At 42.6% G+C, this 24,575-nt stretch carries 22 protein-coding genes; 10 read left to right on the top strand and 12 right to left on the bottom strand.

Annotated features, from left to right (window positions below; all coding sequences use genetic code 11):
- Positions 1 to 15: 15 nt before the first annotated feature.
- Genes C9J47_RS05055 through C9J47_RS05035 form a run of 5 tightly spaced genes read right to left on the bottom strand, consistent with a single transcriptional unit; the run spans position 16 to position 4,407 of the window.
- Positions 16 to 864 carry a PTS system mannose/fructose/sorbose family transporter subunit IID gene (locus tag C9J47_RS05055; RefSeq protein WP_107252515.1) on the bottom strand — a complete coding sequence of 283 codons (849 nt, stop codon included), beginning with the start codon at positions 862 to 864 and terminating at the stop codon, positions 16 to 18.
- The gene (locus C9J47_RS05050; RefSeq protein ID WP_006229942.1) at positions 864 to 1,667 is read right to left on the bottom strand and encodes a PTS mannose/fructose/sorbose/N-acetylgalactosamine transporter subunit IIC; all 804 of its coding nucleotides are present in this window, start codon (positions 1,665 to 1,667) and stop codon (positions 864 to 866) included. The genes C9J47_RS05055 and C9J47_RS05050 overlap by 1 nt, the downstream gene beginning before the upstream one ends.
- A gap of 41 nt (positions 1,668 to 1,708) precedes the next feature.
- A complete protein-coding gene (locus C9J47_RS05045; RefSeq protein ID WP_006229943.1) occupies positions 1,709 to 2,206 on the bottom strand; it encodes a PTS sugar transporter subunit IIB in 498 nt (165 codons plus the stop codon).
- Positions 2,207 to 2,215: 9 nt separating this feature from the next.
- Positions 2,216 to 2,644 (bottom strand): PTS sugar transporter subunit IIA, encoded by a 429-nt coding sequence (locus tag C9J47_RS05040; protein ID WP_107252514.1) that lies wholly within the window; start codon positions 2,642 to 2,644, stop codon positions 2,216 to 2,218.
- Positions 2,645 to 2,646: 2 nt separating this feature from the next.
- A complete protein-coding gene (locus C9J47_RS05035; RefSeq protein WP_107252513.1) occupies positions 2,647 to 4,407 on the bottom strand; it encodes a class I mannose-6-phosphate isomerase in 1,761 nt (586 codons plus the stop codon).
- A 208-nt stretch (positions 4,408 to 4,615) separates the two neighbouring features.
- Between C9J47_RS05035 and C9J47_RS05030 the strand changes: the two genes are divergently transcribed.
- Positions 4,616 to 5,620: a LacI family DNA-binding transcriptional regulator gene (locus tag C9J47_RS05030; protein WP_107252512.1), complete on the top strand. Its 1,005-nt coding sequence runs from the start codon at positions 4,616 to 4,618 to the stop codon at positions 5,618 to 5,620.
- Positions 5,621 to 5,648: 28 nt separating this feature from the next.
- Here C9J47_RS05030 and C9J47_RS05025 read toward each other — a convergent pair whose 3' ends face one another.
- Positions 5,649 to 6,572 (bottom strand): LysR family transcriptional regulator, encoded by a 924-nt coding sequence (locus tag C9J47_RS05025; protein WP_107252511.1) that lies wholly within the window; start codon positions 6,570 to 6,572, stop codon positions 5,649 to 5,651.
- Between the two features lie 125 nt (positions 6,573 to 6,697).
- On the opposite strand from C9J47_RS05025, the gene C9J47_RS05020 reads away from it, so the two are divergent.
- Both C9J47_RS05020 and C9J47_RS05015 read left to right on the top strand, forming a co-directional pair.
- Positions 6,698 to 7,366 carry an SDR family oxidoreductase gene (locus C9J47_RS05020; RefSeq protein ID WP_107252510.1) on the top strand — a complete coding sequence of 223 codons (669 nt, stop codon included), beginning with the start codon at positions 6,698 to 6,700 and terminating at the stop codon, positions 7,364 to 7,366.
- Positions 7,367 to 7,451: 85 nt separating this feature from the next.
- A complete protein-coding gene (locus tag C9J47_RS05015; RefSeq protein ID WP_107252509.1) occupies positions 7,452 to 8,636 on the top strand; it encodes an MFS transporter in 1,185 nt (394 codons plus the stop codon).
- 219 nt (positions 8,637 to 8,855) lie between these two features.
- Here C9J47_RS05015 and C9J47_RS05010 read toward each other — a convergent pair whose 3' ends face one another.
- Together C9J47_RS05010 and C9J47_RS26980 are read right to left on the bottom strand one after the other, a co-directional pair.
- A complete protein-coding gene (locus tag C9J47_RS05010) occupies positions 8,856 to 9,422 on the bottom strand; it encodes a DUF2913 family protein (protein WP_107252508.1) in 567 nt (188 codons plus the stop codon).
- 306 nt (positions 9,423 to 9,728) lie between these two features.
- Positions 9,729 to 9,872: a hypothetical protein gene (locus tag C9J47_RS26980; RefSeq protein WP_170107425.1), complete on the bottom strand. Its 144-nt coding sequence runs from the start codon at positions 9,870 to 9,872 to the stop codon at positions 9,729 to 9,731.
- Positions 9,873 to 10,075: 203 nt separating this feature from the next.
- On the opposite strand from C9J47_RS26980, the gene C9J47_RS05005 reads away from it, so the two are divergent.
- From C9J47_RS05005 to C9J47_RS04985, 5 genes are all read left to right on the top strand, one after another.
- Positions 10,076 to 10,891: a hypothetical protein gene (locus C9J47_RS05005; RefSeq protein WP_107252507.1), complete on the top strand. Its 816-nt coding sequence runs from the start codon at positions 10,076 to 10,078 to the stop codon at positions 10,889 to 10,891.
- Entirely contained in the window at positions 10,888 to 13,887 is a 3,000-nt protein-coding gene (locus C9J47_RS05000; protein ID WP_107252506.1) for a hypothetical protein, read from the top strand. Before C9J47_RS05005 ends, C9J47_RS05000 begins: the two co-directional genes overlap by 4 nt.
- Complete coding sequence (locus tag C9J47_RS04995; RefSeq protein ID WP_107252505.1) at positions 13,874 to 15,292, top strand: hypothetical protein; 1,419 nt, start codon at positions 13,874 to 13,876, stop codon at positions 15,290 to 15,292. The genes C9J47_RS05000 and C9J47_RS04995 overlap by 14 nt, the downstream gene beginning before the upstream one ends.
- A complete protein-coding gene (locus C9J47_RS04990; protein WP_107252504.1) occupies positions 15,282 to 15,890 on the top strand; it encodes a condensin complex protein MksE in 609 nt (202 codons plus the stop codon). Before C9J47_RS04995 ends, C9J47_RS04990 begins: the two co-directional genes overlap by 11 nt.
- A 283-nt stretch (positions 15,891 to 16,173) precedes the next feature.
- Complete coding sequence (locus C9J47_RS04985; RefSeq protein WP_006229955.1) at positions 16,174 to 17,070, top strand: 1,4-dihydroxy-2-naphthoyl-CoA synthase; 897 nt, start codon at positions 16,174 to 16,176, stop codon at positions 17,068 to 17,070.
- 142 nt (positions 17,071 to 17,212) lie between these two features.
- Here the strand turns inward: C9J47_RS04985 and C9J47_RS04980 are convergent, their stop codons facing one another.
- The 3 genes from C9J47_RS04980 to C9J47_RS04970 are packed head-to-tail and all read right to left on the bottom strand — an operon-like array spanning position 17,213 to position 20,807.
- Positions 17,213 to 18,367: an OmpP1/FadL family transporter gene (locus C9J47_RS04980; RefSeq protein WP_107252503.1), complete on the bottom strand. Its 1,155-nt coding sequence runs from the start codon at positions 18,365 to 18,367 to the stop codon at positions 17,213 to 17,215.
- Positions 18,368 to 18,419: 52 nt separating this feature from the next.
- A complete protein-coding gene (locus tag C9J47_RS04975) occupies positions 18,420 to 19,469 on the bottom strand; it encodes a HEAT repeat domain-containing protein (protein ID WP_107252502.1) in 1,050 nt (349 codons plus the stop codon).
- Positions 19,470 to 19,484: 15 nt separating this feature from the next.
- Positions 19,485 to 20,807: an anaerobic sulfatase maturase gene (locus C9J47_RS04970; RefSeq protein WP_107252501.1), complete on the bottom strand. Its 1,323-nt coding sequence runs from the start codon at positions 20,805 to 20,807 to the stop codon at positions 19,485 to 19,487.
- Positions 20,808 to 20,965: 158 nt separating this feature from the next.
- Here C9J47_RS04970 and C9J47_RS04965 point away from each other — a divergent pair, with 158 nt between their 5' ends.
- On the top strand, positions 20,966 to 21,781 hold the full coding sequence (locus tag C9J47_RS04965) for a formylglycine-generating enzyme family protein (RefSeq protein WP_107252500.1): 816 nt from the start codon (positions 20,966 to 20,968) through the stop codon (positions 21,779 to 21,781).
- 76 nt (positions 21,782 to 21,857) lie between these two features.
- Complete coding sequence (locus tag C9J47_RS04960; RefSeq protein ID WP_107252499.1) at positions 21,858 to 23,552, top strand: alkaline phosphatase family protein; 1,695 nt, start codon at positions 21,858 to 21,860, stop codon at positions 23,550 to 23,552.
- A gap of 83 nt (positions 23,553 to 23,635) precedes the next feature.
- Here C9J47_RS04960 and C9J47_RS04955 read toward each other — a convergent pair whose 3' ends face one another.
- Complete coding sequence (locus C9J47_RS04955; protein ID WP_107252498.1) at positions 23,636 to 24,535, bottom strand: LysR family transcriptional regulator; 900 nt, start codon at positions 24,533 to 24,535, stop codon at positions 23,636 to 23,638.
- Positions 24,536 to 24,575 lie beyond the last annotated feature (40 nt).

Genomic DNA, 24,575 nt, shown 5'->3' with positions numbered 1-24,575 from the left:
CTTTACTTGTTTACCTTAAAAGAGGCCAATCGCTACACCAATGGCCGAGATGACAACCAAAGACAACATGGCTTTTACTGGACTTAGGTTTTTCTTTGCCATTGCATACCAAGTTCCAAGCACAATCACTAATGGCATCAGTTTAGGGAAAATACCATCAAGCATCGCCTGAACATTGATATCTACACCATCACTGGTTACAAACTCAAGCCCCGTACCAAGATTGACATAGCTCGCCGCCACGCCCCCCATCACAAAGACCCCCAGCAACGAGAGCGCTTCTCGAATTTTGGTCGATTTATGGCTAACCAGTACTTCGACTGAACCCGTACCCATCTTATATCCCTTCATAAACAAGGTATAAGAACCGACAATGACAATGGCATTAAATGCAATAATATAAAACAGTGGTCCTAGCATACTGCCACCAGCAGCCAAAGCCATACCGATACTGAGAAGAATAGGAACAAGCATACCGGGTACCATAGAATCGCCAATACCGGCAATCGGCCCCATCAAGCCTACTTTCAACGTATTAATAGTTTCGCCATCAATAGGCTCACCATTGGCTTTCTTTTCTTCTAAACCCACCGCCAAGCCACTGATGATGGCGCCAAGCTGTGGCTCAGTGTTATAGAAAGAAGAATGGCGTTTCATTGCTTCTTGGCGCTTATCTTTGTTGGGATATAGCTTCTTTAGTGCTGGCATTATTCCAAGGCAAAAGCCGAATGACGCCAAACGCTCGAAACTCATTGATGAAAGGTTGTACATCATCCACGAACGCCAACATTTAATGAGGTCTTTCTTATCTAACGCGATCTTGGCATTAATATCAGTGCTGAGTTGATCATGTTTTGTAGTCATTAGAATTCATCCTCATCGTCGTCCATTACTTGATTTGGTGTTACAGCCGTAGGCTGTGGATCTGGCTTGTAGTTGTAATGCAGTAGCGCAAACAGTGCACCGATCATCACAAGACCAACCATATTGAGGTTCAAAAAGACAATGCAGACAAAACCAACAAGGAAATAAATCAGCATCGACGTTTCTTTGATTATTTGTTTTAGCAAGATGGCGATACCAACGGCAGGCAAGATACCACCCAGCACAGTCATGGTATTGATAACCAAGTCAGGCAAGCTTGCCATGAAGCCTTCGATATATTGATTGCCAAAATAAACAGCGATAAAGGTAGGAATGAAGCGCATCAAAAAGTTGGTGATCTGAGGATAAATAGCGGTATTCATGTATACCCCCTTATCATCACCATCATCTACCGACAAATCGGCACGGTGATTCCAATAAGAGTTCAGTACCATCATAAAGTTAAAAATAATGGTTCCTGCAATACCAATTGTTGCCGCAATCGCAACGGCTACTTCGACACCCTGTCCCGACATAATACCAAGTGCAACAGCAGGGTACGCGACAAAGTTAAGATCGGCTGGCATCGAACCACCCGGTGTCACCATCGCAATATAGACTGCCTGAACAGCTACACCCACCATTATTCCCGTCTGAATATCACCTAATACAATGCCAACCAACATTCCAGAAACCAGTGGTCGACTTAATGTGTACCAGCCACCAGTAAGACCTAGTAACCAAGGTGTTGATAACGCACCGAGATAACACAGTATCCCGATAACAACTGCTTCAAAAAACATAATCTGTTCCTTCTAATCACGTCAAAAAATTTGGACCGCTGTTATTTATTTAATTTTTTCTGTGCGGTATCCCAGTTGTAGGCGCTAGCATCCGGAACAAGCCGGAAATCTATTTGATGCCCCAATTGAGATAGGTATTCAAAAGCTGAAACTTCATCTGGGTTTACGCTCTGATTATTTCCTATTGTTGTTGTTCCTTCTCGTGCACTCATTGGGCCTACATTAATCTTTCCATTTAAATTAGAAAGATCGATACCGGCTTCGCTGATTCTCTGCAGCGTGACTGGTGATTTGGCAATAACAAAATATTTCTTATCACTCGCAATCACTTTCGGCAGCTTACTAATCGCTGTATCTGCATCAAATAACCAGACTTTCACATCGGTTACCGCCCCTTTCATTACCTGAGAAAGTAGTGGGTCAGCCGCTACTGCATCATCGATAGCAACAATGCCATCACACGGTAATTCTTTCGCCCAGCGAGTCATTAACTGACCGTGAATCACACGGTCGTCGATTCTTACAAATGAAATAGTCATGCTTGCTCCTTAAAAATCGTCGTCTTGATCAACACTCACCGGTTTTGCAACCACGATCGTGTTAAGCGCTTCTTGTTGTAATGTCTGTGCAACGGATGCTGGATCTGACTCTTCCACAAAATCAGCCGTCATCAGCAACGTTGGAAAATTAATGCCCGTGACTACTTCGACAGGAACAGGAAAACTCCCATCAAATGCGTAAGTACAGGCAATGTTATAGGGTGTACCGCATTCCAAATCACAAAGCACCACAATGCCCTCGACTTGGCCGGCTATATCTCGAATCTCAGTATTAAAGTCTTGTTTGAATTGCTCTATACCGCCCTCTTCGGTAAGCGATACACACGATGTATTCTGAAGTTCACCAAACACCATTTTTGCGCTTGAAACTAATGCACTAGCCAGTGGCCCATGAGTTGCTATTAAAAAATGCAGCATAATTAACCTCTTACGTATGCTTTAATGGTTGCAATTTCTGCCCCTTCACTCGCCCCATGCGGCTGAATAATGTATTCCCCTACTTGAGCCGGAATAACAAAGGTTTCTGCATAATGAACAACAAATGGAACAAATAAATTGTCGGGGCTCAATACCAGCGCCTCTTTGCCTTCCACCAAGTTCAGAACATTGACGTTGCCCTCAGTATTGTGACTAACAGGTTGGCTGAACCAATGACGGCGCGTTTCGATAAATTCTCGCTCATGGAGTCCCGTCTTCTCTTCTCGCCATCCTTTCCCTTCAGCAATAGGAGTAATGGCATTCACCAAATGCTCTTCGCACCATTCCGTATTGCAATTCCATTGAATAACTTCTTTACCGTGGTCAAGGTGCACAGGACGAGGCTGACCGTCTAAGCCTAAACGGTCCCAATCCCAGAGTTTGAATGTAAAGATATACGGCGTCGCGCTAATCTCTAACACCATCGAATTAGAACCCGAACAGTGAACAGTACCGGCAGGAATCAAAAAGTGATCATGTTTCTTGGCTGGAAATTGATTAATAAAACGTTCATCGTCAAAGGTCTTTTCTCCTCGCTGTGCCGCTTCAAGATCTGCCATCATCTCGTCGGGGTTCGTCCCCGTTTTAGTGCCTAAATACACACTCGCATCATCACCAACGTCAAGCATGTAATAGCTTTCATCTTGAGTGTAATGCATGCCAAACTCTTGTTGGATGTATTCGGTCAACGGGTGTACTTGAAGGCTAAGGTGCTGACCTTCCATGGTATCGAGAAAATCAAAGCGGATCGGAAATTCAGCCCCGAAACGAGCATGCACTTCTTCACCGAGCAATCGCTTAGGTTCGAGTAATACGAGGTCTTGGGAAGGCACTTCAACAATCACATCATCGTATTTTAGCAAAAGACTATTTTCTTCAGGCACGCAGTCAAAACACCAAGCATAATTTGGCTTCGTTTCATCTAAATCACAGACTTCCTTCATCCACTGCCCGCCCCAAACACCAGGGTCAAAGAATGGCACTAGACGAAATGGCTGTTGTACGGTTTGTTCTAAACCTGCCATAAATGCTTTACCCGTCACCATTTTCGGCGTTAGTGCAACGTTTGTATCCAACAGAAAATCAGCTTGAGGGAGTAATTTCGTTTTATAACGGTCGAAAACACGCCATTCGATGAAAAATGCACGTTTATAGCGGCGTAAAACATCTTCATCGGTATTTTCAACGCCCCAGTTACCCAACTCTCCACGACGAAAACGCTGCTGAATTTCCCATCGCGCAAGATCGGCGTAGATGAACGTATCACCTTCAGCAAATAATTTTGCCCCATGCCCATACACCACAATTAAGCCATCTGTTGCACTTTCAATTTGATGTTTGATCTCGGAGAGTTTTTCAGCATCAAAAAACTCATTTAATTTATGCGGCGCAATCACCCCAAACACACGATCATCGGTAATATTGCGCTCTAGCATCTCGAAGATGTGTTCTTCGCTATATTTAGCTTCATCTGTAAATACTACGTGACTAGGGTTTAATGGCGTGATGAGCTGCTCTAGTAGCTCATTATGATCAACACCGTGGTACGTATCGATAACCAAAACATGCTTTTGGTTATTACTCACTCGTTCTTCAACTTCTGTAACTATCGTTGACCAATCTTGCCAAGCTTGATTGCCAAACCCTGTAATTTCCACATGCGGAAATTTGTCATAATTCGAGTTGCCAGATAGATACTTCATACATCACCCTTGGTTAATCTGTTGGTAATATATTAATCAGCAAGTACGCTTTCCATCAAATAGGTTAACGCGGTTAACCCATCATTTATCATTCATTAACCCTTTAAACATGCCAATTTATCGATATCGATCACAGTTATTCGCCACTTTTTTGCTCAAATTAGGTTAAACGATTAATCGCAAAGTTAACCCAAATGTAAGGACATTTATGGCAAAACCAACCATTGCTGATGTGGCAAAATATTGCGGAGTTTCAACCGCAACAGTTTCGATGGTTTTAACCAGTAAAGGACGAATATCAGAAGCCACTCGCAGTAAAGTACTGCAAGCAATTGAAGAGCTTGGATATGTTTATAATCAAGCGGCTGCCAATTTACGCCATAAGCGGAGCAATCTTGTTGGGTTAGTCATTCCTGATATCACCAACCCGTTTTATTCCGAGATGATTGCAGGACTTAGCCATTATTTGGAACAACAAAATACATTACTTTTTTTAGCCAACGCCGAAGAAAATGTAGAGCGCCAAGATAAGTTTATCGACTCACTAATTAGCCAAAATGCAGGCGGCATGGTGATGTGCCCAGCCACTGATACTAATGTTGATTACCTCAAAACAGTAAGAGGACGAGGTTTTCCTGTTGTGCTTGCTGTTCGTCCCGTAGGGGAAGGACAATTTGATTTTGTTGGCACCAATAATTTTTTAGGACTGCAGGTCGCTACCGAGCATTTAATCCAACTAGGCCACAAGCACATTGCCTTTATTGGTGGGCAAGAAAGATCCAAAACGCGTTCTCATCGCTTAGGTGGATACATGTCAAAACTAATAGAACACGGTATCCCCTTCAATGAAAAATATATTAGTACCTGTGGGGCTAGCCGATCTGAAGGTGCTGTTGAGACAAGAAAAATGCTTGAAAAGCACCCTCAGATTACCGCGATTATTGGCTATCAGGATATTGTTGCGTTTGGTGTAATGCGGGCAATTAAAGATCGAGGTTTGACGGTAGGTAAAGATATTGCCGTTGTGGGATTTGATGATGTTCCTGAGGCATCAGATACCTTCCCTTCATTAACGACCATATCTGTATGCGCAAAAGAAATAGGCAAAGCTGCTGGTGAAATCCTTTTAGCTCGAATGAATGGCAATGAGGAACCGATTAAAAGCCTTATATTCCCACCGAAGCTAATGATAAGGCAGTCTTGCTCGAGTTAAATAGCTCAACAAAGAAGGGATTGTACACTCATTTCTGAGCCATTATGCTGAATCGTTCAAACAGAAAATCTAAGAATAGTCGAATGCGCTTAGGCTGATACTTTTTACTAATGTACACAACATTCAAGTCTGCGCTTGATACAGACATTGATGTATTAAAGTTCTTCATATAGCCATTGAGCACAGTGACAAGACGTAGGTTATTAATATCAGCTTGCACGTCTAAAGCTGATTTAAGCGCTATACCGACCCCTTCTAATGCCCAGTATCTAATCACTTCACCATCATCTGAGAATCGCTTAGGTACAACGGTAATTGCGTTCTTCTTGTCTTGCTCTTGGAAATGCCATGTCTTTAGTTCTTCATTGCTGCGAAGCATTGCTAGGCAATCATGATTAACTAAGTCTTGTGGTTTTAGTGGTGTTCCATGCTTTGCCAAATATTCAGGCGATGCACATAGCACTCGGCGGCTTGGAGACAGTCGCCGTGATATCAAGCTGCTATCTGCAAGCTCTCCATATCGAATCACGATATCCATACCCGATTCAGCAATATTAGAGATGTGATCGTCCAAATATAGATAAGGCACAACATCTGGATACTGTTTACAGAACTCAGACAATATAGGAAGGATATATTGTTTACCAATATCTTTGGGTGCGGCGATTTTTAGTGAACCTTTCACTTCCTTAACACCATTCTGAATAAGGTTCTCAGCTTCACTGACGTTATCTAATATCTCAATACAGGCTTTATGGTAGAGCTCACCAGAGTCTGTAAGTGATACATGCCTTGTACTTCGATTAAGAAGCTTCACACCATACCTTTCTTCAAGTGCCTGAAGCCTCGCCGTCATAGTAGCAGGAGAAAGGCCAAGATCACGTCCTGCAGCCGCTAGCCCTTGATGCTTCACTATGCTCACGAACATTGCCATATCAGAAAACTTGTCCACGTCTCACCCCTCCCCCCTATTGTTCAGTTTATCCGAATAATGATTTCACATTTTACTCAATTATCAAATTAATACGAACAAATATAATGGCAATCATCAACAAGAACAACGAAAAGGAACGGATTATGAAACAGGAAAAAACAACGTACGTCATCATTGGCGGCACATCAGGTATCGGGGAAGCCGTCGCGAAACACTTCGATAATGGCAATAACATTGTCCACGTTGCAAGCCGTAAAGCAGGCTTGGATATCAGTGACGAGAGAGCTGTTCATCGTTACTTCGAATCGATTGGCCCTTTCGATCACCTTGTTATTACCGCTGGCTCATTCGCTCCTGCCGGAAAGGTGACTGATGTCGCCATTGATGATGCGAAAAAAGCATTTGATACCAAATTCTGGGGAACAATTAATGTCGCGAAACATGCGGCTCGTTATATGACACCGAATGGCTCTATCACGCTAACGACGGGAATGCTTTCACGCAAAGTGGTTGCCAACACTTACACAAAAACAGCCATTAATGCCGCTTTAGAAGCTGTGACAAAAGTGCTTGCTAAAGAGCTATCGCCTATTCGCGTTAACGCTGTCAGCCCTGGTCTCACAATGACCACTGCCTATAACAACATGGATGAAACAGCGCGTGAAGCCATGTATGAAAACGCGAAACAGAATTTACCCGCAGGTAAAGTTGGCGAGGCGTCAGATATTGCAATGGCTTACATCATGGCAATCTCAAATCAATACATGACTGGCTCAATCATCGATGTCGATGGTGGCGCTTTAGTCAACTAACACATAAAAAATGCTGCATGGGCGTACAAAACGAATCCCATGAATACGCCCATCAATACCGAAAAATAAGTAGAGATAATCAATCATGAATAAAGAAAAAATGCCGTTTCAGGTCTGGATATTAACACTCGCGGCATTCGCCATCGGCACTGCAGAGTTTGTTATTGCGGGAATTCTTCCTCAGATAGCAACGTCACTCTCTATTACTGAAGGTCAGGCTGGTTACTTAATCAGTGCTTACGCACTAGCCATTGTTATCGGCGGTCCAATCTTAACCATTTATTTAGCCCGTTTTAATAAGAAGATTGTACTCACCGGATTAATGGCACTGTTTATTATTGGTAATGTACTGTCAGCACTGGCCCCAAACTATAGTTTACTACTAATTAGCCGTATTATTGCAGGTCTTGTACAAGGTCCATTTTATGGTATTGGCGCTGTTGTTGCGACCAACTTAGTATCAGAAAAAATGGCCGGCCGTGCTGTTGGGCAGATGTTCGCAGGTCTGACTCTTGCCAATGTACTGGGGGTTCCTGCTGGCACGTGGATCAGCTTGCAGTTCGGATGGCACACCACATTCTTTACTGTTGCCGCATTCGGTGCCATTGCAATGATTTCAATTCTAACGTCTATCAAATCAACGGGTCATGGTGAGGCGAAGAATATTAAAACCCAGCTTATGGCATTCAAAAATCCAATGCTATTAATTAGCTTAGCAATTACCGCTTTATCATGGTCAGGTTTCATGACGCTATACGGCTACCTTGCACCCATCGCTATGCATACGACAGGTTACGGCGAAGAGGCCGTTACATGGATTCTCGTTATTGTAGGGGCAGGTCTAATCATTGGTAACATATTGGGTGGGCGTTCTTCCGACAAAAATCTTAGCAAAGCATCTATGTTCTGGGCTGTAGCAATGATTATCTCATTGATTGCTGTTGGTCTAGTTGTTGATAACAAGATTTTATTTATCGTCACCGCGTTTGTATTCGGTATTGCATCATTTGCAAACGTACCAGCAATGCAGCTTCGAGTGATGAATCATGGTGGTGAAGGTCAGGAACTTGCAGCTACAGCCAATATCTCAGCGTTCAACCTAGCCAATGCATTTGGTGGATTCCTTGGCGGCATGGTACTTGATAGCCAACTAGGCGCCGGCATGATCCCTTTCGCAGCAGTCATTGTTCCAATAATTGGCTTACTGTTCATCGCTAAAGCAAATCGCAGTGAAAAATCACAAGGTAAATTAGCAACCGACTTTAATTAAGGTTAATCATTAATTACTGATTGCTAAATAACGTAGCTCTATAGAAATCAAAACTAAACCCACTAATTTTTACGCGTGGTAAGAATTAGTGGGGTTTATACATCAGAGAAACTCTTTAAAACACCATCATTTACTATAAACACTAAAGTGTTCGGTCCTGAAATATGTCTTAATATGGAAGAAGCAATAGTAAGTATCTGTTTTGATAATAAGATATGATTACAACCTACAAAGCTCAATTCGTAAATGCGTTTCGTCTTCGTATGCGAGTACTGATTGGAAGTGAGCACTTTTATCAATCTGCTCTGAAAATATATCTTTATATTCTGGTGAACCGACGAATAATATTTGAGTTGTTTTGACCATCAACCCTTCCTCGTCAAAAATAGCTTGTAAATCAGACTCAATCACACAGACAAGCACTTGACCAAACCGTGCCTGCAAATCAAGTTCACGTGCATTAGCGAACTGAACTTTCGTCGCTAGCTGAGATTCTATCATGCTGATCAGTTCAACAAAGCGATGCATATCACTCGAACAATTTTCGATAAGTTTCTTCTGCTCAGACAAGAGTAACAATTCCAGTCCATCGTTAAGTTTGGCAATCGTTAACCACTGCTTAATGTTCTTTTTAATACGTTTGTAACGATTGGATTTAATAGCGCGTTTTAAAAATTGATTTAGTTTGATGTTTCGTTCTGTAATGGTTAGCTTTTTATCAAGGTTACAAAATTCAATGTGTAATAAAGCGTGGGTCGTTATATCAAGAAGAAGCGTTGAGTTCATTTCTGTACCGATTGAAACCTTAAGGACTGAATCATGATACTACCGACGGCTTACATATGTCTAACTAACATTAGATCGCAATACTTGCTCTAATGCCAACTAACTAAGTATCTGAATCAGACAATAACGCAGGATTTTTAATATATTGAACATCAGGAGTGATATTAATGTATTCGTTATCCCCAAAGGCATCTTCATTAGGCCTGACCAATTAACGGCAAAACCAAGGCACTGTAGACGAGTCTCTGCACGCTATCAGCAGCAATTAGTGATTGAGAATTTAGCCGAATTACAGCCTTATCTGTTTTAATTTATGCTGATGGTTGTTAGTGGTAACGATCTGGCAACCATTGTTTCTTGAGTGATGGCAATTTGTTTTTTATCCATCAAGCGAATCAAATTTTGAATATTGGTATTCCATAACGTTGCATTCAACTCTAGTGTCCGCATGCTTTCTGTTGATGATTTACGAGCGTCTCTTTACCCATCACACAGATAGAACTAATAATCACCTCAACGGCTTGGAAAAAACAATAAAATATTTATAAATCAGACATGTGTCGATTAAAACAACTCCGTACATTTCTGCTCACGCCTGAAATGTGTATATTAAATTGACCAATGTGTGATTTAGCATAAGTTTCGAATAACATATGAGCCGAATAAACCTTTACCTTAAGAAGATTGATGCTGGCTCCCCTGTTAACCTCAATACATTTCATCAGATCCTTCCTAAGCAATATCAACATCGATTGCATGACCTTTTTGCGATTGAAAAGGTATCTAAGTTCAAATGGCATCTGACTCCCAAAAATCTGTCAATTTATGAACAATTAAAAGCGGAGTCCGTTGCACCAACCAGTCGAGTAGATGCAGCAAAACGAGGAAACAGCCATCTGGTACGGGTCGATTTTGCGCCATTGCTTCTTCGTACCGCTCATAATGGTGAATTGACCACGGTCGTTTTTTGTAAAGACCAACAGCATGAAACTGAAAATCTAGAAAAAACAGGCAAGGTAAATTCGTTACTTGTTATTGAAAACCGTGCACTTTTTTTTCAACTACAACAAACGTTCGAAGCCTTGAACTATATGACCAATGATCATTGGGATATCAAAGATTGGGATGTCGCAATGGGAGAAGGCAACGGCGCTGCAAATCAGTTATTTATGCCATTTTATCAACGCTATGAACGCTGTGCCTTTCTACTCGATTACGATCTTGGAGGACTCACTACCTATTCAGGTATAGAACGCCAATGCCCTAACACAAACTTCGTATTGCCAGATAACGCAGCACTACTTAAAGAGTGTTTTCTTCTTTCTCCTGAAAGCGATAACCGTCTGGCATCAGCAATTAAAACCGCAGAAAAATATAACTTCCTTCCTCTGGTAACGCTATTTCGACACACAAAACAGTTTATGGAACAAGAAATGCTGCTCACCTTAAATCATGGAGATAATGAATGACAACTCTGATACACAGTGAAGATCAATTAGGCCTTGATGGCTTAGGGGAGCAAGGTGATGCCTTTGGACCGGTACGTATTGCTTTAATTGATAGTGCTGGTTATTGCTATTGTGAACTTCCCCTTGATTTACATATGCTGCTCATTGCGCCAGGGAATACAGGAAAATCCGCAGCACTTCAGGCGCTAAAACTCTTTCTGCTTCCTGAGGACTCGTTAAAAAAAGCCGAAAAAAAGTTTCGGTTTGCACATAAATCTGGCTACTACTCCGGTGAGCAAAGCCATTCGTTCTACTTTCCTGCCGCCAACTCCATGTTAATTTTAGAAGTAGAGAATGCCTTTGGTTATCACTGCCAGATACTGTTTGTGGGACGCGGCGCTCTCCGTTATGAACGCTTGTTTGTTCCCGCCCGATTAGATGCCATTTCGCCTTTTATCTGGAATAAATCTCTAGGTGATTGTGGTTGCCCCGAAGCACAATTTTCACCAACATTGATGCGAGAACAACTAAAGAAAAAGTATCCGGGAACAGAACATGCTCAAAATCGCGATCAGGTGAGTCAGCTTCTCTACCCTGAACGTGCTTTAGATCCAGAAACGGGACGCTTCGCGCTGTTGCCTCTCAAAAAAGTAGATTATTCGACACTCAATGCTTTGCGCACCATGACCCATATGATGTTTGAAGATACGACCGATGGAAAGCAGCTGGCAAAATCAATTGCAGCGTTAATTGAAGCATCAAAGCGGGATGAAACCGATAACCTTGAACTCGATCTTGAAGCTATCGAAGAAGAGCACCGCCGCTTAGAATCAGATACTGCTTATATTGCTAATGTTGAGGGGTTAGAAGATAAATATAATCTTGTACTTCAGCAATACAACAACTTAAATCGTCTGCATGATATCAATATTCGCTGGAACAGCTTGTTATTTTCAGCACGAAAACTAGCGCAAACGCTGAATGAAAAAAGCAAACCACTTGCAGAAAAGGTCTTTCACAGCAATGAAGCATTTGAACAGGCGAAACAAAACCTCTCGCGAATAAGTACTCAAGCTAAAGAGCTAGAAATAACCATAGGTAACAACGGAGATCGGGCAAATAACGGCAAAGGCATTAAAGGAGATATTCAATTATTCAGATCACGCGTTGATAAGGTAAACGCCATTTGCGCACAGTATCCCGGCACACAAATAAAAGAAGTCATTCTGATCCTTGAAGAGTACCGGCAAGAGAGAGAGCAGCGCCTTTCCGTTCTGCAAGAAAATGTAAATAATGCACATCGAAGGCTGGAACTACAAAAAAACAGAGAAGATTTTAAAAACAAGATTTTTGCAGAGAATGAGAAAATTGAGCACATCAACCGCCTGCTTGGCAGCCACCTGACACCTCATGCCCAAGACGTTATCGCGACATTAATTCCCGATATGTTGATAGAAGTATTGTCTGACGAGGAGTTACACCTGGCGATACCTAAAATTGAACATTTTAGCGAATTGTTTAACGTTGATAATGAACAAATTTCCTTTCACCAACAATATTGGAAAAAACACCCCTTCAGCACAAAAAAACAACTGCAAAAAAACATTGCTTCTCTTGAAAGAAAACTACAAGACTGTAACAACCAAATCGTTGATATACAGCAGTATCAGTCTGAGCCCGCAAATGTTCTGAATAAACTGAAGCGTGAAGTTACGGAAGCGAGAAATGACTTAGGGTTATTAAATGGCATTCAGCAAACCCGTCAAGATCTCCACGATAAAAAAGAACACCTGATTGAAGCTGAAAAGCAATTTACTGATGCAAAACAAAAAATAATTGATGGTCAAAGTCAGGTGACAAAAACTGACGCTGCACACAAAAAATATCAAAATGCTCAAACACTCTTATTGAAGCAATCTGATGAGATAAATGCCATTGTGACATCGTTGGCTCATCTTCAAAAATACCAGGAAGGTCGGCTATATGAAGAACATGCCTTAGCGACGCCATGTTCACCAACGAAAGAGCTTGTTGAGACATTGGAAAACGATATTGAACAGGCAAGGAAACTGAGAGAAAACGTACTGAATGGATTACGGGTATTCTTTGAACAGCAAATTATTCACGATCCACATCGTATTGCCATGAGCCAATCGCCAAGCGGGCAACATGTTAAAGAAGGCATGGAATCGCTACAGCTGGTTTATCGCGAGCTTCCAGAAAAGAAAACGGCGTTAAAGCACGCCTATACCGAACATAACCACCTGCTCAATACAAAAACACAAACGCTGATTGATAACGTGACATTAATTGAGCATTTCCAACGAAACCTCAATCAAGAGCTCAACGAAACCAATATCAATAACTTATCTGGTCTGAAATTTTCCATCAGCCTCGATAACCGGTTCAAAAAACTGGTTTCGGAGATACAGGCGGTCGACTTTTATGCGGAAAAATCACTGGGAGAGAGTTTCTACCGCAGTTTGGTTAACTTCTGCCAAGAATTTTTCTCCCGAGGAGAAAGCCAGACATTAACACTTGAAGACATCATTCTGAATGTTGATATCAGCTATAAAATTATCGGTTCAGAACGTTGGCTAGATAAGCCACAGAGCAATAGTACAACCAGCCTGACGACGCTGGCGATAGTTCAATATCTGATGCAAAGGCTCTTCAAGCCCGGCGTTAAATACCATATCCCCTATGTTATGGATGAACTGCCAACTATCGATCCGCCCCAAATCCCTCCGGTTTTAAAAGAAGCTGAAACAAGAGGCTTTACACTCTTTTGCGCTTCAACCCGGGCCGTCGGTGTTGATGTTATTGCTGCGGTTGGAAACCATTGCAATATTGGAGATATACAAGCAGACAAATTCTTTAGTCAGGAACGGCGCATCGTATATTGGGGCGCATTGGAGTCACTAGCCCCTTTAGATGATCCTGAAATGCAATTAACTGAAGATGCGAAATTCGATGAACACATCTCTCACGCAGAGGTCATCGATGAAACACTTTGATACCCTAACAACGACCAAGATCCTTTTTGATCATGTACAGCTAATGGACCGCATTATCACGTTGATGGATAGCCGTGGCCATAACAATATCTTAATTCATCGCTACGAACTGATGTTGGCCGATTATATCCGCCGCTATGTGAATCAAGATGAATCAGAAAAAAGAAGAGTGAATATTGCCTTCAGTGTAAAGAACTTACAGCAAGCAAATCTTCTTGCTGACTTGCACTTAGGCGAAGGCGTCATGGTTTTTCAGCCCTCTTTAATCACCTTATTACGGCTATGTAACAGTGAGCTGGTAAAAGAGCTCAGTGATATTGAGTTTAAAGCGATGTTAAGCCGCTTAAAGGAGCTTCGGAACGCGTTAGATAACTTATCATTTAGCGATCAAAATGATGATTTTCGAGAAACCAGACAGTTCATCTTTGAGCATATCGTCGAAATACGCAGTAAGCTACGTTCAAATGAGCTAAAAATGAAACAGCTATCCCAGCGATTAAGCCAGATTGCAAAAGAAACCACCCAGTCTGAACAAAACTTCATCGAAAATAAGCTGACAATGTTTCGCGAAGCGAGCCAGCTATCGCTCCGTTCCATTACTCCGGCCCTTCAATTTCTTGACCCGCATTACACCGTAGACAAAGGAAACCTTCATCAAGTCATCGATAGCATTAGAGAAAAATTCGAAAGCCACCAACGTTATGAAGATGCCAATGATCTTTTACTGCTGGGGCTAAATCTACTTCAAAGTTACCAACCTATCGAACAATGTAATCGTGAAGTCCAGGCTTTTCTCAGAAAGAACCACCGAACGGTCAGAGAATACAATGCGATGGAAGCAGCATACCGCGCTCTAAAAGAAGAGTATTCACAGACATTAACGAAACGACTCAATCGATTCTATATTCAAGATTCATCGTCATGGGTTAAAAATAATGATTTCGTGCTTGGGCTTAAAAACAATTCAAAAAATCAACCAAAACGTCTAAATATATTTTCAACAGAAAGCTACCTTGATGGTTTTTGGCGTCAGCTACAACTGCGTATTGATGATGCAAAATTGATGTCATTTACTATCGGGCAAGCCGATTCTGCAACAATTAACCGGACACAAACCAATCGTCTCAGACGTGACAGCCTTATTCTAGAAATAGCAGATAAAATGCGATTAGTTGATACGCCTGATCTTCATGCCCATATTCACCCTCGCCTGAGTATCATGCTATCGAGCCATCACTTAACCTACCAGCTCACGGATCTGCTATTAGTTATCAACCGTTTCAAAACGACACGTAATAACATTGTTACAACATTAAAGCGCAGAAAAATTGCTGATGGACAACAAGCATACCGTTACCAAGTAGTACGTTTTGGATCTCAGGGAGAAAGCAATAATGACAAATGAACATCAACGTTTCAGTAGTTTTGACCTTGTAAGCGCAAAGGATAGCCGAAATGTATACAAAGCCTTTCAAGCCGGTAAGGTCATCACAAAATTTCTATTTAATAATGGCACAGGCTCTTATACAGAATCGCATCTTTATCAGTCATTATTTAACCATCTAGATCACTACACAACCTTATATAGCCACATTGGATCTAAGTTGGTTTTTGAGCCTGAAGGTGATTTTTTTTATATCCGCGGTCTAGATTTAGATGAAGACGAATCCGATGCAACGGCTTTGAAAATACAAGCAACATTGATTCTTCTCGGTAGCATCTTTACCCGCCGTGGATTTAACCTTGAGCATCTATCCTCTATCCAATACGGGATTGATGACAACGATCTCATTTATTTAAAAGCACAAAGTGAATCACTTGATATTCTAAAAGCATGTAAGCTAGAAAATTGGGAGGATGCATTGAGCTTTCTGGTAAAAAGAAACATCGCTTTTTATAACCACCATAACAATCTGATTTTAACGTCAGCAGGTCAATACTTCCTCAATAAACTTGTCGATAGTTACAACTCTCGCCCTGAGGATGAAAGGCCTGTGGGATAAGTTTGAATGTCATTGGCTCGGCTGGGTATGATTACAGTATAAAAGATAACAAGCTGGAGCCAATCACCATAGGTCATTTACTGCGATATAATTTATATGCATTCCATATAGATCGAACTAAACCCTTATTATTTTAATACGGAGTGTTCAGGATGGATCTGCTTGAATAATAAGCCAGCCCCAAACAATCCTTATAATGACTGTCATATTTATTCATAAATCATTGACATTTAGCGCAAACGCCATAGCCTTGTCTCATCTAACCAATGAGGCAATCGTAATCATGACCAGCAAAGAAATTTTTAATCCTGAACTATGGGATGAAGTCCCTGGCTTTGATTTTGAAGACGTCACCTATCATCGCGCTAAAGCACACGGTACGGTTCGTATTGCAATCAGCCGTCCTGATTGCTTGAATGCATTCCGCCCAAAAACCGTAGATGAACTTTTCACAGCCCTTGACCATGCTCGCCAAACGTCTGATGTTGGCTGTGTACTGCTAACCGGTAATGGTCCGTCGAAAAAAGGCCAATGGTCATTCTCTTCCGGTGGAGACCAGCGTATCCGAGGTAAAGACGGATACAAATACGAAGGTGAAGAAGCAGGCAAAGCGGATGTTGCTCGCATGGGTCGCCTGCATATCCTTGAAGTTCAGCGTATGATTCGTTTCATGCCAAAAGTAGTCATTGCTGTCGTACCAGGCTGGGCAGTAGGTGGTGGCCATAGTTTACACGTAGTGTGTGACTTAACTCTTGCATCAAAAGAACACGCTGTATTCAAGCAGACAGATCCTGATGTCGCATCATTTGACTCAGGCTACGGTTCGGCTTACCTTGCCAAGATGATTGGCCAGAAACGTGCTCGTGAAATCTTCTTCTGTGGTTTTAACTACAGCGCACAAGAAGCTTATGACATGGGTATGGTCAATAAGGTTGTTGAACACGTTGAGCTTGAAAATGAAGCACTTGTTTGGGCTAAAGAGATCAATAGCAAATCACCAACCGCGATGCGCATGCTTAAATACGGTTTCAACATGTCTGACGATGGCTTAGTCGGACAGCAACTATTTGCAGGTGAAGCAACTCGTCTAGCCTATGGCACCGAAGAAGCACAAGAAGGCCGTGATGCCTTTTTGGAAAAACGAGATCAAGACTTCAGCCGTTTTCCTTGGCATTACTAATACCAGCCTGAACGATTGATTGTTAAAGCCCTGTTCGCCGGGCTTTAACAAAAAAGGCTCTACATTGGATGTAGAGCCTGAGTAATGCTAGTAAAAGCAGCAAATTTTTTAAAACGTTTAAAACTGATACTAGTAATATTTGCTAATAAGTGAAACTCATACCTACAAAGTGAATACGTCCATCAAAAGTGCCAGATAGGTTAAGTCTATCACGCTCAATTTCTACGCTACCCAAGTCTGCATATTCATAAAACATGTCGACTGTAATGTCTTTCCAATGCGTGGCTGCACCTACCGAATAGCGGTATTGCTCTCCAACAGGGACATCTACCCATTGCTTAGTCGAATCATCCTGCGGCGACGACTCATAGGAAATGCCTGTTTTCAATCGCCATTGACTGTTTAGCTGGTAATCAGCGCCAACCGCAATTTTCCAGACATCATCCCAATCACGATCAATCGCGACTCCATCCCCCAATCCAAAATCAAGTACTGTCGTATCCCACTCGCTCCAGCGGTGCCACTGAACACTCGTTAACAAGTCGAGCTGAGGCGTTGCAGCATAACGGGCGCTAACATCAAAAATAGCCGGAACAATAATATCTGTCTGCAAGCTATTAATTAGCCCACAGCTGGTTGGTCCCGTTACACTTGTGTCAAATTCATGCTCAAGTTTACTCCTATAGCTCGCCCCAATACTCAAGCGATCATCATGCTTATAGGTTGCACCAACATTCACCCCGAAAGCCCAGTCAGAATCTTGTTCTGCGGTTAGCAACTTGGTTGATTGTTCTAATGCCCCCCAACTTAGCTGTAAGCCAGCCCCCACAGCCCATTGCTCATTCACCCGATAGCTAACTGCTGGGTTAAATTGCATAGCCGTCAACGTTATTTCATCAAGCGCTGCAGCACCGGCCCATTCAGTACCATAAGAAAGGCTAGAACCACCAACAGCACCCAATGACAGGCCCACATGGAGATCATCTGTAACCTGGTAAGCGTGGAAGATCCCAAATGAAGGAAGAACAGAGCTTGCTTTTCCGTCGCCATTACCCGTGTCATCGTGGTATTTCATTGCGAGATCAAACCCTAGTAGGTTTATCGTTGTTTTGCTCTCTCCCATACCACTCATAGTCGCAGGGTTTGTCCACATTGCTGCAGCTGAACCAGTGTAAACACCATCCCCAGCCCCTGCAGTACCAGCATTTGCCGTGGTCGCCTCTTGTAAAAAAATACCACTTGCTTGTACAGGCAACGATAAAGCAGAAGCAATCAGTGTCGAAGTAAGATAACGCATTTATCCTCAATAATATGTCTTAGGGTGAATGAATTTAGATTATGTAAGATATTCAATTGCGCTTAGATTCGAGTTCTTCAATAACATCTGAAGGTGCAATCTTGGCTAACTCATCAATACAGTCCCCTGCTTTTTCATTAGCGTAACGAACGTAGATATCACATACCGCATAGAGCTGTTCAGGTGCACCTGATATCAAATAAGCTTGCTCAAATGATTTTGTCGATTCGGCTAAATCAACGTTCTCTTGAAGCACGCCATTCAAATACCAAAAATAGCTGTTCGTCTTTGCTAATTCAGCCGCTTTGCGCATTGCTGCTGCCGCGTCATTTCTTTGCTCCAATCTCACCAGAGTCAATGCCTGGGAATAATACAAGTTAGCCTCTTGTGGCTGGTGTTCTAATCCATTGTTCAACACAGCCAAAGCTTGTTTATTCAACCCCTGAGCACGTAAGTTATCTGCCATACTCAATCTGATTTGTGAGTTACCTTGCTCTACTTTTAATCGCTGCTCATATAGCACCTGAGCCTTATCCCATTCTTGGTGCCAACGGTAGACATCAGCTAACAGTAGTTGCGATGATGGATCCTGACGAGATAACAAATACGCTTTTAGTTCAGCGACCGGTGGGGTCATCACCTGCTGCTGATCGCTAGACATATTGGAAAAATCCCGGATGAGATTTGTTGTGGCAGCCATGCGTACCTGCCATTCACTATCATTCAGCAATGGCGCAATCATTCGCCAGCGGTGAGCAAACTGATAAGGTTCCGCTCCGACTATCGCTGCCTCACGAATCAGCATATTCTCGTCTTGCAAAGCACGAACAACGGCAACTAAACTGTTCTGGCTGGGGAAACGCGCAAGATTTCTGAGTGCGTCAGCCCGTGCAGCATCATCCTGTCGATGATCTTGTGCGATATATACCCACTGTTCGACCTGACTGTTTTGTTGGCTAGGTGCTGCACTGCGCTCACTGGTTGCTGGTTGGTCAATACTTGGCTGAACTAGCGGTTCCGAACTCAATGTGGTGCTAGCATTTCCAACGACAGGCAGAGTAAAAGACGCAAGCATAATTAATGTTGCTAGTGTCAATTTCATTATTTTTACCCTCACTTAAAAACAAGTTGGAAATTGTGGGAAGCGTTGACCTTGTTGTCGTATCACCTCATCGCTATATTTACCATGAGCAACAGGGTAGCCCGATGCACGCAACACATAAGCCAACGACTTATCTGCGTGGCTGAAAAATTTCTTCCAACCTGCGCATAAATAATTTAATCCTGGTTCGCCTTCTTTGGTGCGAATAAAGCGATTTTTAGGACATTCGCCATAACAGGCAAACTGGTACTCACACTGCTGACATTGGCTAGTTAATGTTCGTGACTTTGCAAAACCGAATGTTTTCTGTGATTCGGAATACGCCATTTCATCGATGTTCTTGTGATGGATATTACCGACTTGGTAATCAGGGTAGACATAATGATCACAGGTATAGACATCGCCATTAGGCTCCATTGCCAACCCTTTGCCACATATTTCACCTAAGGTGCAAAGCGGGTTTTTTCGCCCCATCCATGTCTCGACACTGGCTTCAAAATACTGCACAAATACTTTACCAATATCTTGTTTAATCCACTCATCAAACACGGCGATCAGAAAATCACCCCATGCATCAGCCGATACACACCAAGGTTCAACAACCGAATTCTTATGCCAAGGGTTAAGTTTTTTATCCCCTTGGCGCAGCTGCTCTTGAGACTTCCACTTCTGTGGAGCAGTCGTTCGAAATGTCTTTTGTTCTACTATCGGAATAAATTGCATCTGGGGTGACTTCACCACATCACGCAAGAAACGGTAAACATCTAGTGGGTTCTTGCTGGTTAAGTTATTAACACAGGTTAAAGTGGCAAATTTAACCTGGTGCTTATGCAGTAATTCAACAGCCATCATTACCTGTTTAAATGTTCCACGACCAGCACGGTTAGTACGATAGGCATTGTGTAGCATTTCTGGGCCATCAATACTCAATCCAACAAGGAAATTATTGGCGGCTAGAAATACACACCACTCATCATTAAGTAACGTGCCATTGGTCTGTAAATCATTGGAAATAATGATGCCTTCAGGCTTATACTTTTTTTGAAGCTCAACAATTTTTCTGAAATAGTCGAGCCCTAGCATTGTTGGTTCGCCACCTTGCCAAGAAAAGATAATTTCTGCGGTATTTTGTCCCTCAATATATTGACGGATATACGTTTCCAGCGTGTCTTCATCCATTCGTGGAGAGCACCCCTTTTTATACTCCAACAGATCCTGCTTGCTCAGGTAATAACAGTAAGTGCAATCAATATTACATGCTGCTCCAATCGGTTTTGCCATCACATGTAATCGCTTGGATACCTTGCCATTAAACTGCGGACCTTGAGTAATCAACATATTGCACCTACTTTCGAACTTAATAAGTAGACCGATTTTAAAACGGGTAATAGCCAAGCGCTTGTTATACCCCTTATAACCTTTAGATATGGAGATATTCTCTACAATAGGCTCTCCCTTCTTTGCGGATAACCTACAAGCTTTGCGGAGGCTTCATCATGTTTTCCATCTTTTACAAACGTTCTTCAACTATGCAGATCTCGGGTTTGCTATTAACGGCAATAGGGGTTGGCAGCGCACTTTGGCTGATCTCTAACGACGTATTTTCCCCCGCACATCCTATCGAGCTTCAGATTGAAGCCAATATGATCCTGGTAGAAGGTGGAAGCTTTGAAATGGGATCCAATTCAGCCTCGGCTAAAAAGCCTGAAGGTCCTGCTCGCAACGTATCAGTAGATAGCTTTTACATCTCGAAATTTGAAGTTACCCAAGCGATTTTTGAATCAGTGATGGGATCATCACTTAGCTACTTCAAAGCGCCTAACGTGCCCGTCAATAATCTTAGCTGGCAGCAGGCTAACTACTTTATTACAAAATTAAATGCGTTATCTGGTGCAAATTACCGCCTACCAACAGAAGCTGAATGGGAGTTTGCTGCCAAGGGTGGTAACAAGAGTGAAGGCTACACATACAGCGGCTCTAACAACATTGATGATGTCAGCTGGTATGCAGGAAATTCAAAAAACCAAGCTCACCCAGTTGGTCAAAAACAACCTAATGAACTTGGTCTATATGATATGACTGGCAACGTGGGGGAGTTTGTCATTGACGCTTACGATGTTGGTTATTACAGATATGGCTCGTCAGATAACCCTCGCAATGAGCAACATTCCGACATTGGACTAGCCCACAAATCCGTTCGAGGGGGTAGCTTTTCCTACGATGATAATGAGTCAGAGAGTTACCGAAGGGATTTTGCCAGCCAGACAATCATTATGTCTGATATGGGATTACGTCTAGTCCGCGACAAATAGTCATAACACCTCATATAACAAACTGCATGAAATACTTATCTGCACTCATCATGAAATAGCACTGAGGAAACCTGTAATGAAATACGCCTATTTACCCGGATTCATACTCGCTAGTCTGCTTGCTCTCCCTGCAGTAGCAGCTGAAGAACCGCCAAAATTAGTTCTGCAAATTACAGTTGATGGCTTACGTGGCGATCTACTTGAACGCTACCAACACAACTTCGGTGAAGGCGGGTTCCGCTACCTAATGGAACAAGGCGTCTATTACACCAATGCCCACTACCAGCATGGCAATACTGAAACTATTGTGGGTCATGTATCATTGGCAACAGGGGCACCTCCAAGTGTGCATGGTATGGTCGGTAATGTGTGGTATGACCGTCAACAAGAGCGTCTTGTCTATAACGTTGAAGATGGTAACTATGCCATGCTCACTGCTAATGCAGGAGTTAACCAGTCAACCGAAATAGACCCAACCCAAAAAGCCGCTAAACTGGGCGGTCGTTCACCTGTACCAATATTATCAACAACGTTCAGTGATGAGCTATCTGTCGCCAGCAATGGTGAATCAAAAATCTTCTCGGTATCAGTAAAAGACCGCGGGGCAATTTCTCTCGCTGGTCACTCTGGCAAAGCATTTTGGTTTTCCAAAGCACAGTCTGAGTTTGTTACCAGTAATTATTACTACCAACAATATCCAAATTGGGTAACTCAGTGGAATAAAAAAGAGATTCCAGCCCGTTACAGCAAACAAAAGTGGGAGCTAGCTTTAGACAGAAACAGCTATACCCTCAAAGAAGGCCCTCAGGATCACAAAGTCGACCTAGCAGGGTTTAAACGCACCTTCCCCCACCCTTATGGCCCTGCCAGCTACCAATACTTCAGCACAATGCTGACACTCAGCCCTGCAGGTGACGAAATCTCTGCTGATTTTGCGAGCGAGCTGCTCGAGAAAGAAGATCTTGGTAACAATAAGTTTACTGACTATTTGGCCATAAGCTTCTCTTCCAATGATTATGTGATCCACATGTATGGACCTTCAAGCCTAGAAACTGAAGATAACCTAATTCGCCTTGATCGCACCTTGGCCAAATTGCTCAACCGTGTAGATGAGCAGGTAGGGTTAGAAAATACCCTTATCGTTCTATCTGCTGATCATGGTGTGCCAGAAGCTGCTCCGACGGTTAATGCACTCAGCTATAGTACCGCTAGCTACTTCGACAAAAACACAATTATCAATGATAAGCTACGACAACGTTTACAAGAAGATTTTGGCTTAAACGAGGATGTAATCCGTCTTTACGCTCAACCGTATATCTATCTCAATCATAAAATAATTAAGGCGAAGGGTGTTTCCTTAGCTGCTGTACAAAAAGCTATCGCTGACGAAGTCGAAAAAATACAAGGTATTGCCTACGCAGTGACTAGCGACGATGTTGCTGCAAATCGTCTACCCGATACCGCGGTGATGAGAATGGTAAAAAACAACTACCACCCACAACGCTCAGGGGATATCTATCTAGTATTCGACCCTCGCACCTATATCAATGATATGGATGGTCTGACTATTGCCTCAACCCATGGCTCCCCATGGCGTTACGATACACATGTACCTGTTATTTTTGCAGGCTATAACATTGATGCAAAAAAAATATCACGTGAAATTACTCCTTATGACATTGCGCCAACACTATCAAATCAGCTAGGGATCACCCAGCCAAGCGGTGCGACGGGCAACGTATTGGAAGAAGTAAGTAAAGCAACCAAATAGGATAGATAGAAAATCACGGCACAATAGCAAGAAAGAGCCCGGAAATATCAGTAATAACCGGGCTTTATTCACTCATAAATAGCTCAACGCTCTTTTGCGGCTTGATGCAGCAATTGGCGTAACCAACGATGGCTGGCTTCAGAAGAGCGGCTTGGATGCCAAATTGCACACAAGTCATAAAGGTAACTACTAAACGGCAAAGGTAAAGACTTAACCTTATAAATATTGGTAAATTCCTCTATGGTCGAATTTGGCAGTATTCCAATCATATCTGAGCCAGCTATAAGCGGTAGCATCTCAACAGCGCCTGGCGCACGAACAATAATATTACGATTATCTAACTCTGGAATATCCTCAGCGTTCAGCAAACTCCGCCGCGCATGCCAACGTGCCACTACTACATGATCTTCTTTTAAAAATTGTTCAATTGATATCGTATCTTTTAACCGTGGGTGTTGCTGGCTGCAAACCACGCTCAGTGCTTCCGAATATAAAACTTCTGTCTTAAGCAGGCTCCGCCCCCTTGGAGGCAGGTCAATGATCAAATCATAACGCTGAAGACGTAAATCCGCGTCCATATCTTCAGTAAACAATGGATGGATTTCAAGGGCAATAGAGGGCGCTTCTTTTCTGATCTTATTAATCAGCTTCGGGATCAAGCTATAACTTGCTACTGACACGCATGCGATTGAAAAAATCCTTGTCGAGCTTTTTGGATCAAACTCTCGCGACGCTGATAATGTAGAACTAAAATTCTTTAATGCCGCAGCCATTGCCGGATATATATCACTGGCAAAAGCCGTCGGCTCTACACCTGCTGTATTGCGATGAAATAATGGATCGTCGTAAATATCACGAAGACGTTTTAGCGCCTTGCTCACGGCGGGTTGACTAATATCCAGCCTACCAGCAGCCCGTGAAAGGCTTTGCTCTTCATAAATTGCGACAAAAATTGGAATAAGGTTCAGCTCAGTATTTTTCATTGCCACCCAATATGCTGCTACCCGCCCTAAACACGTACAT

The sequence above is a fragment of the Photobacterium indicum genome (assembly GCF_003026215.1).
Taxonomy (GTDB): Bacteria; Pseudomonadota; Gammaproteobacteria; order Enterobacterales; family Vibrionaceae; genus Photobacterium; species Photobacterium indicum.
The sequence above is the reverse complement of the archived record's forward strand: the minus strand, read 5'-3'. Positions and strand labels throughout refer to the sequence as shown.

Bases quoted from the DNA above. Each gene is read 5' to 3' on its own strand.
- C9J47_RS05000 (WP_107252506.1), top strand. From the start codon at position 10,888: ATGACAACTCTGATACACAGTGAAGATCAATTAGGCCTTGATGGCTTA.
- C9J47_RS04960 (WP_107252499.1), top strand. From the start codon at position 21,858: ATGAAATACGCCTATTTACCCGGATTCATACTCGCTAGTCTGCTTGCT.
- C9J47_RS26980 (WP_170107425.1), bottom strand. From the start codon at position 9,872: ATGCGGACACTAGAGTTGAATGCAACGTTATGGAATACCAATATTCAA.
- C9J47_RS05055 (WP_107252515.1), bottom strand. From the start codon at position 864: ATGACTACAAAACATGATCAACTCAGCACTGATATTAATGCCAAGATC.
- C9J47_RS04970 (WP_107252501.1), bottom strand. From the start codon at position 20,807: ATGTTGATTACTCAAGGTCCGCAGTTTAATGGCAAGGTATCCAAGCGA.
- C9J47_RS04975 (WP_107252502.1), bottom strand. From the start codon at position 19,469: ATGAAATTGACACTAGCAACATTAATTATGCTTGCGTCTTTTACTCTG.
- C9J47_RS04985 (WP_006229955.1), top strand. From the start codon at position 16,174: ATGACCAGCAAAGAAATTTTTAATCCTGAACTATGGGATGAAGTCCCT.
- C9J47_RS04990 (WP_107252504.1), top strand. From the start codon at position 15,282: ATGACAAATGAACATCAACGTTTCAGTAGTTTTGACCTTGTAAGCGCA.
- C9J47_RS05045 (WP_006229943.1), bottom strand. From the start codon at position 2,206: ATGACTATTTCATTTGTAAGAATCGACGACCGTGTGATTCACGGTCAG.
- C9J47_RS05050 (WP_006229942.1), bottom strand. From the start codon at position 1,667: ATGTTTTTTGAAGCAGTTGTTATCGGGATACTGTGTTATCTCGGTGCG.
- C9J47_RS05030 (WP_107252512.1), top strand. From the start codon at position 4,616: ATGGCAAAACCAACCATTGCTGATGTGGCAAAATATTGCGGAGTTTCA.
- C9J47_RS05040 (WP_107252514.1), bottom strand. From the start codon at position 2,644: ATGCTGCATTTTTTAATAGCAACTCATGGGCCACTGGCTAGTGCATTA.
- C9J47_RS05035 (WP_107252513.1), bottom strand. From the start codon at position 4,407: ATGAAGTATCTATCTGGCAACTCGAATTATGACAAATTTCCGCATGTG.
- C9J47_RS05020 (WP_107252510.1), top strand. From the start codon at position 6,698: ATGAAACAGGAAAAAACAACGTACGTCATCATTGGCGGCACATCAGGT.
- C9J47_RS05010 (WP_107252508.1), bottom strand. From the start codon at position 9,422: ATGAACTCAACGCTTCTTCTTGATATAACGACCCACGCTTTATTACAC.
- C9J47_RS05015 (WP_107252509.1), top strand. From the start codon at position 7,452: ATGAATAAAGAAAAAATGCCGTTTCAGGTCTGGATATTAACACTCGCG.
- C9J47_RS04995 (WP_107252505.1), top strand. From the start codon at position 13,874: ATGAAACACTTTGATACCCTAACAACGACCAAGATCCTTTTTGATCAT.
- C9J47_RS04955 (WP_107252498.1), bottom strand. From the start codon at position 24,535: ATGAAAAATACTGAGCTGAACCTTATTCCAATTTTTGTCGCAATTTAT.
- C9J47_RS04980 (WP_107252503.1), bottom strand. From the start codon at position 18,367: ATGCGTTATCTTACTTCGACACTGATTGCTTCTGCTTTATCGTTGCCT.
- C9J47_RS04965 (WP_107252500.1), top strand. From the start codon at position 20,966: ATGTTTTCCATCTTTTACAAACGTTCTTCAACTATGCAGATCTCGGGT.
- C9J47_RS05005 (WP_107252507.1), top strand. From the start codon at position 10,076: ATGAGCCGAATAAACCTTTACCTTAAGAAGATTGATGCTGGCTCCCCT.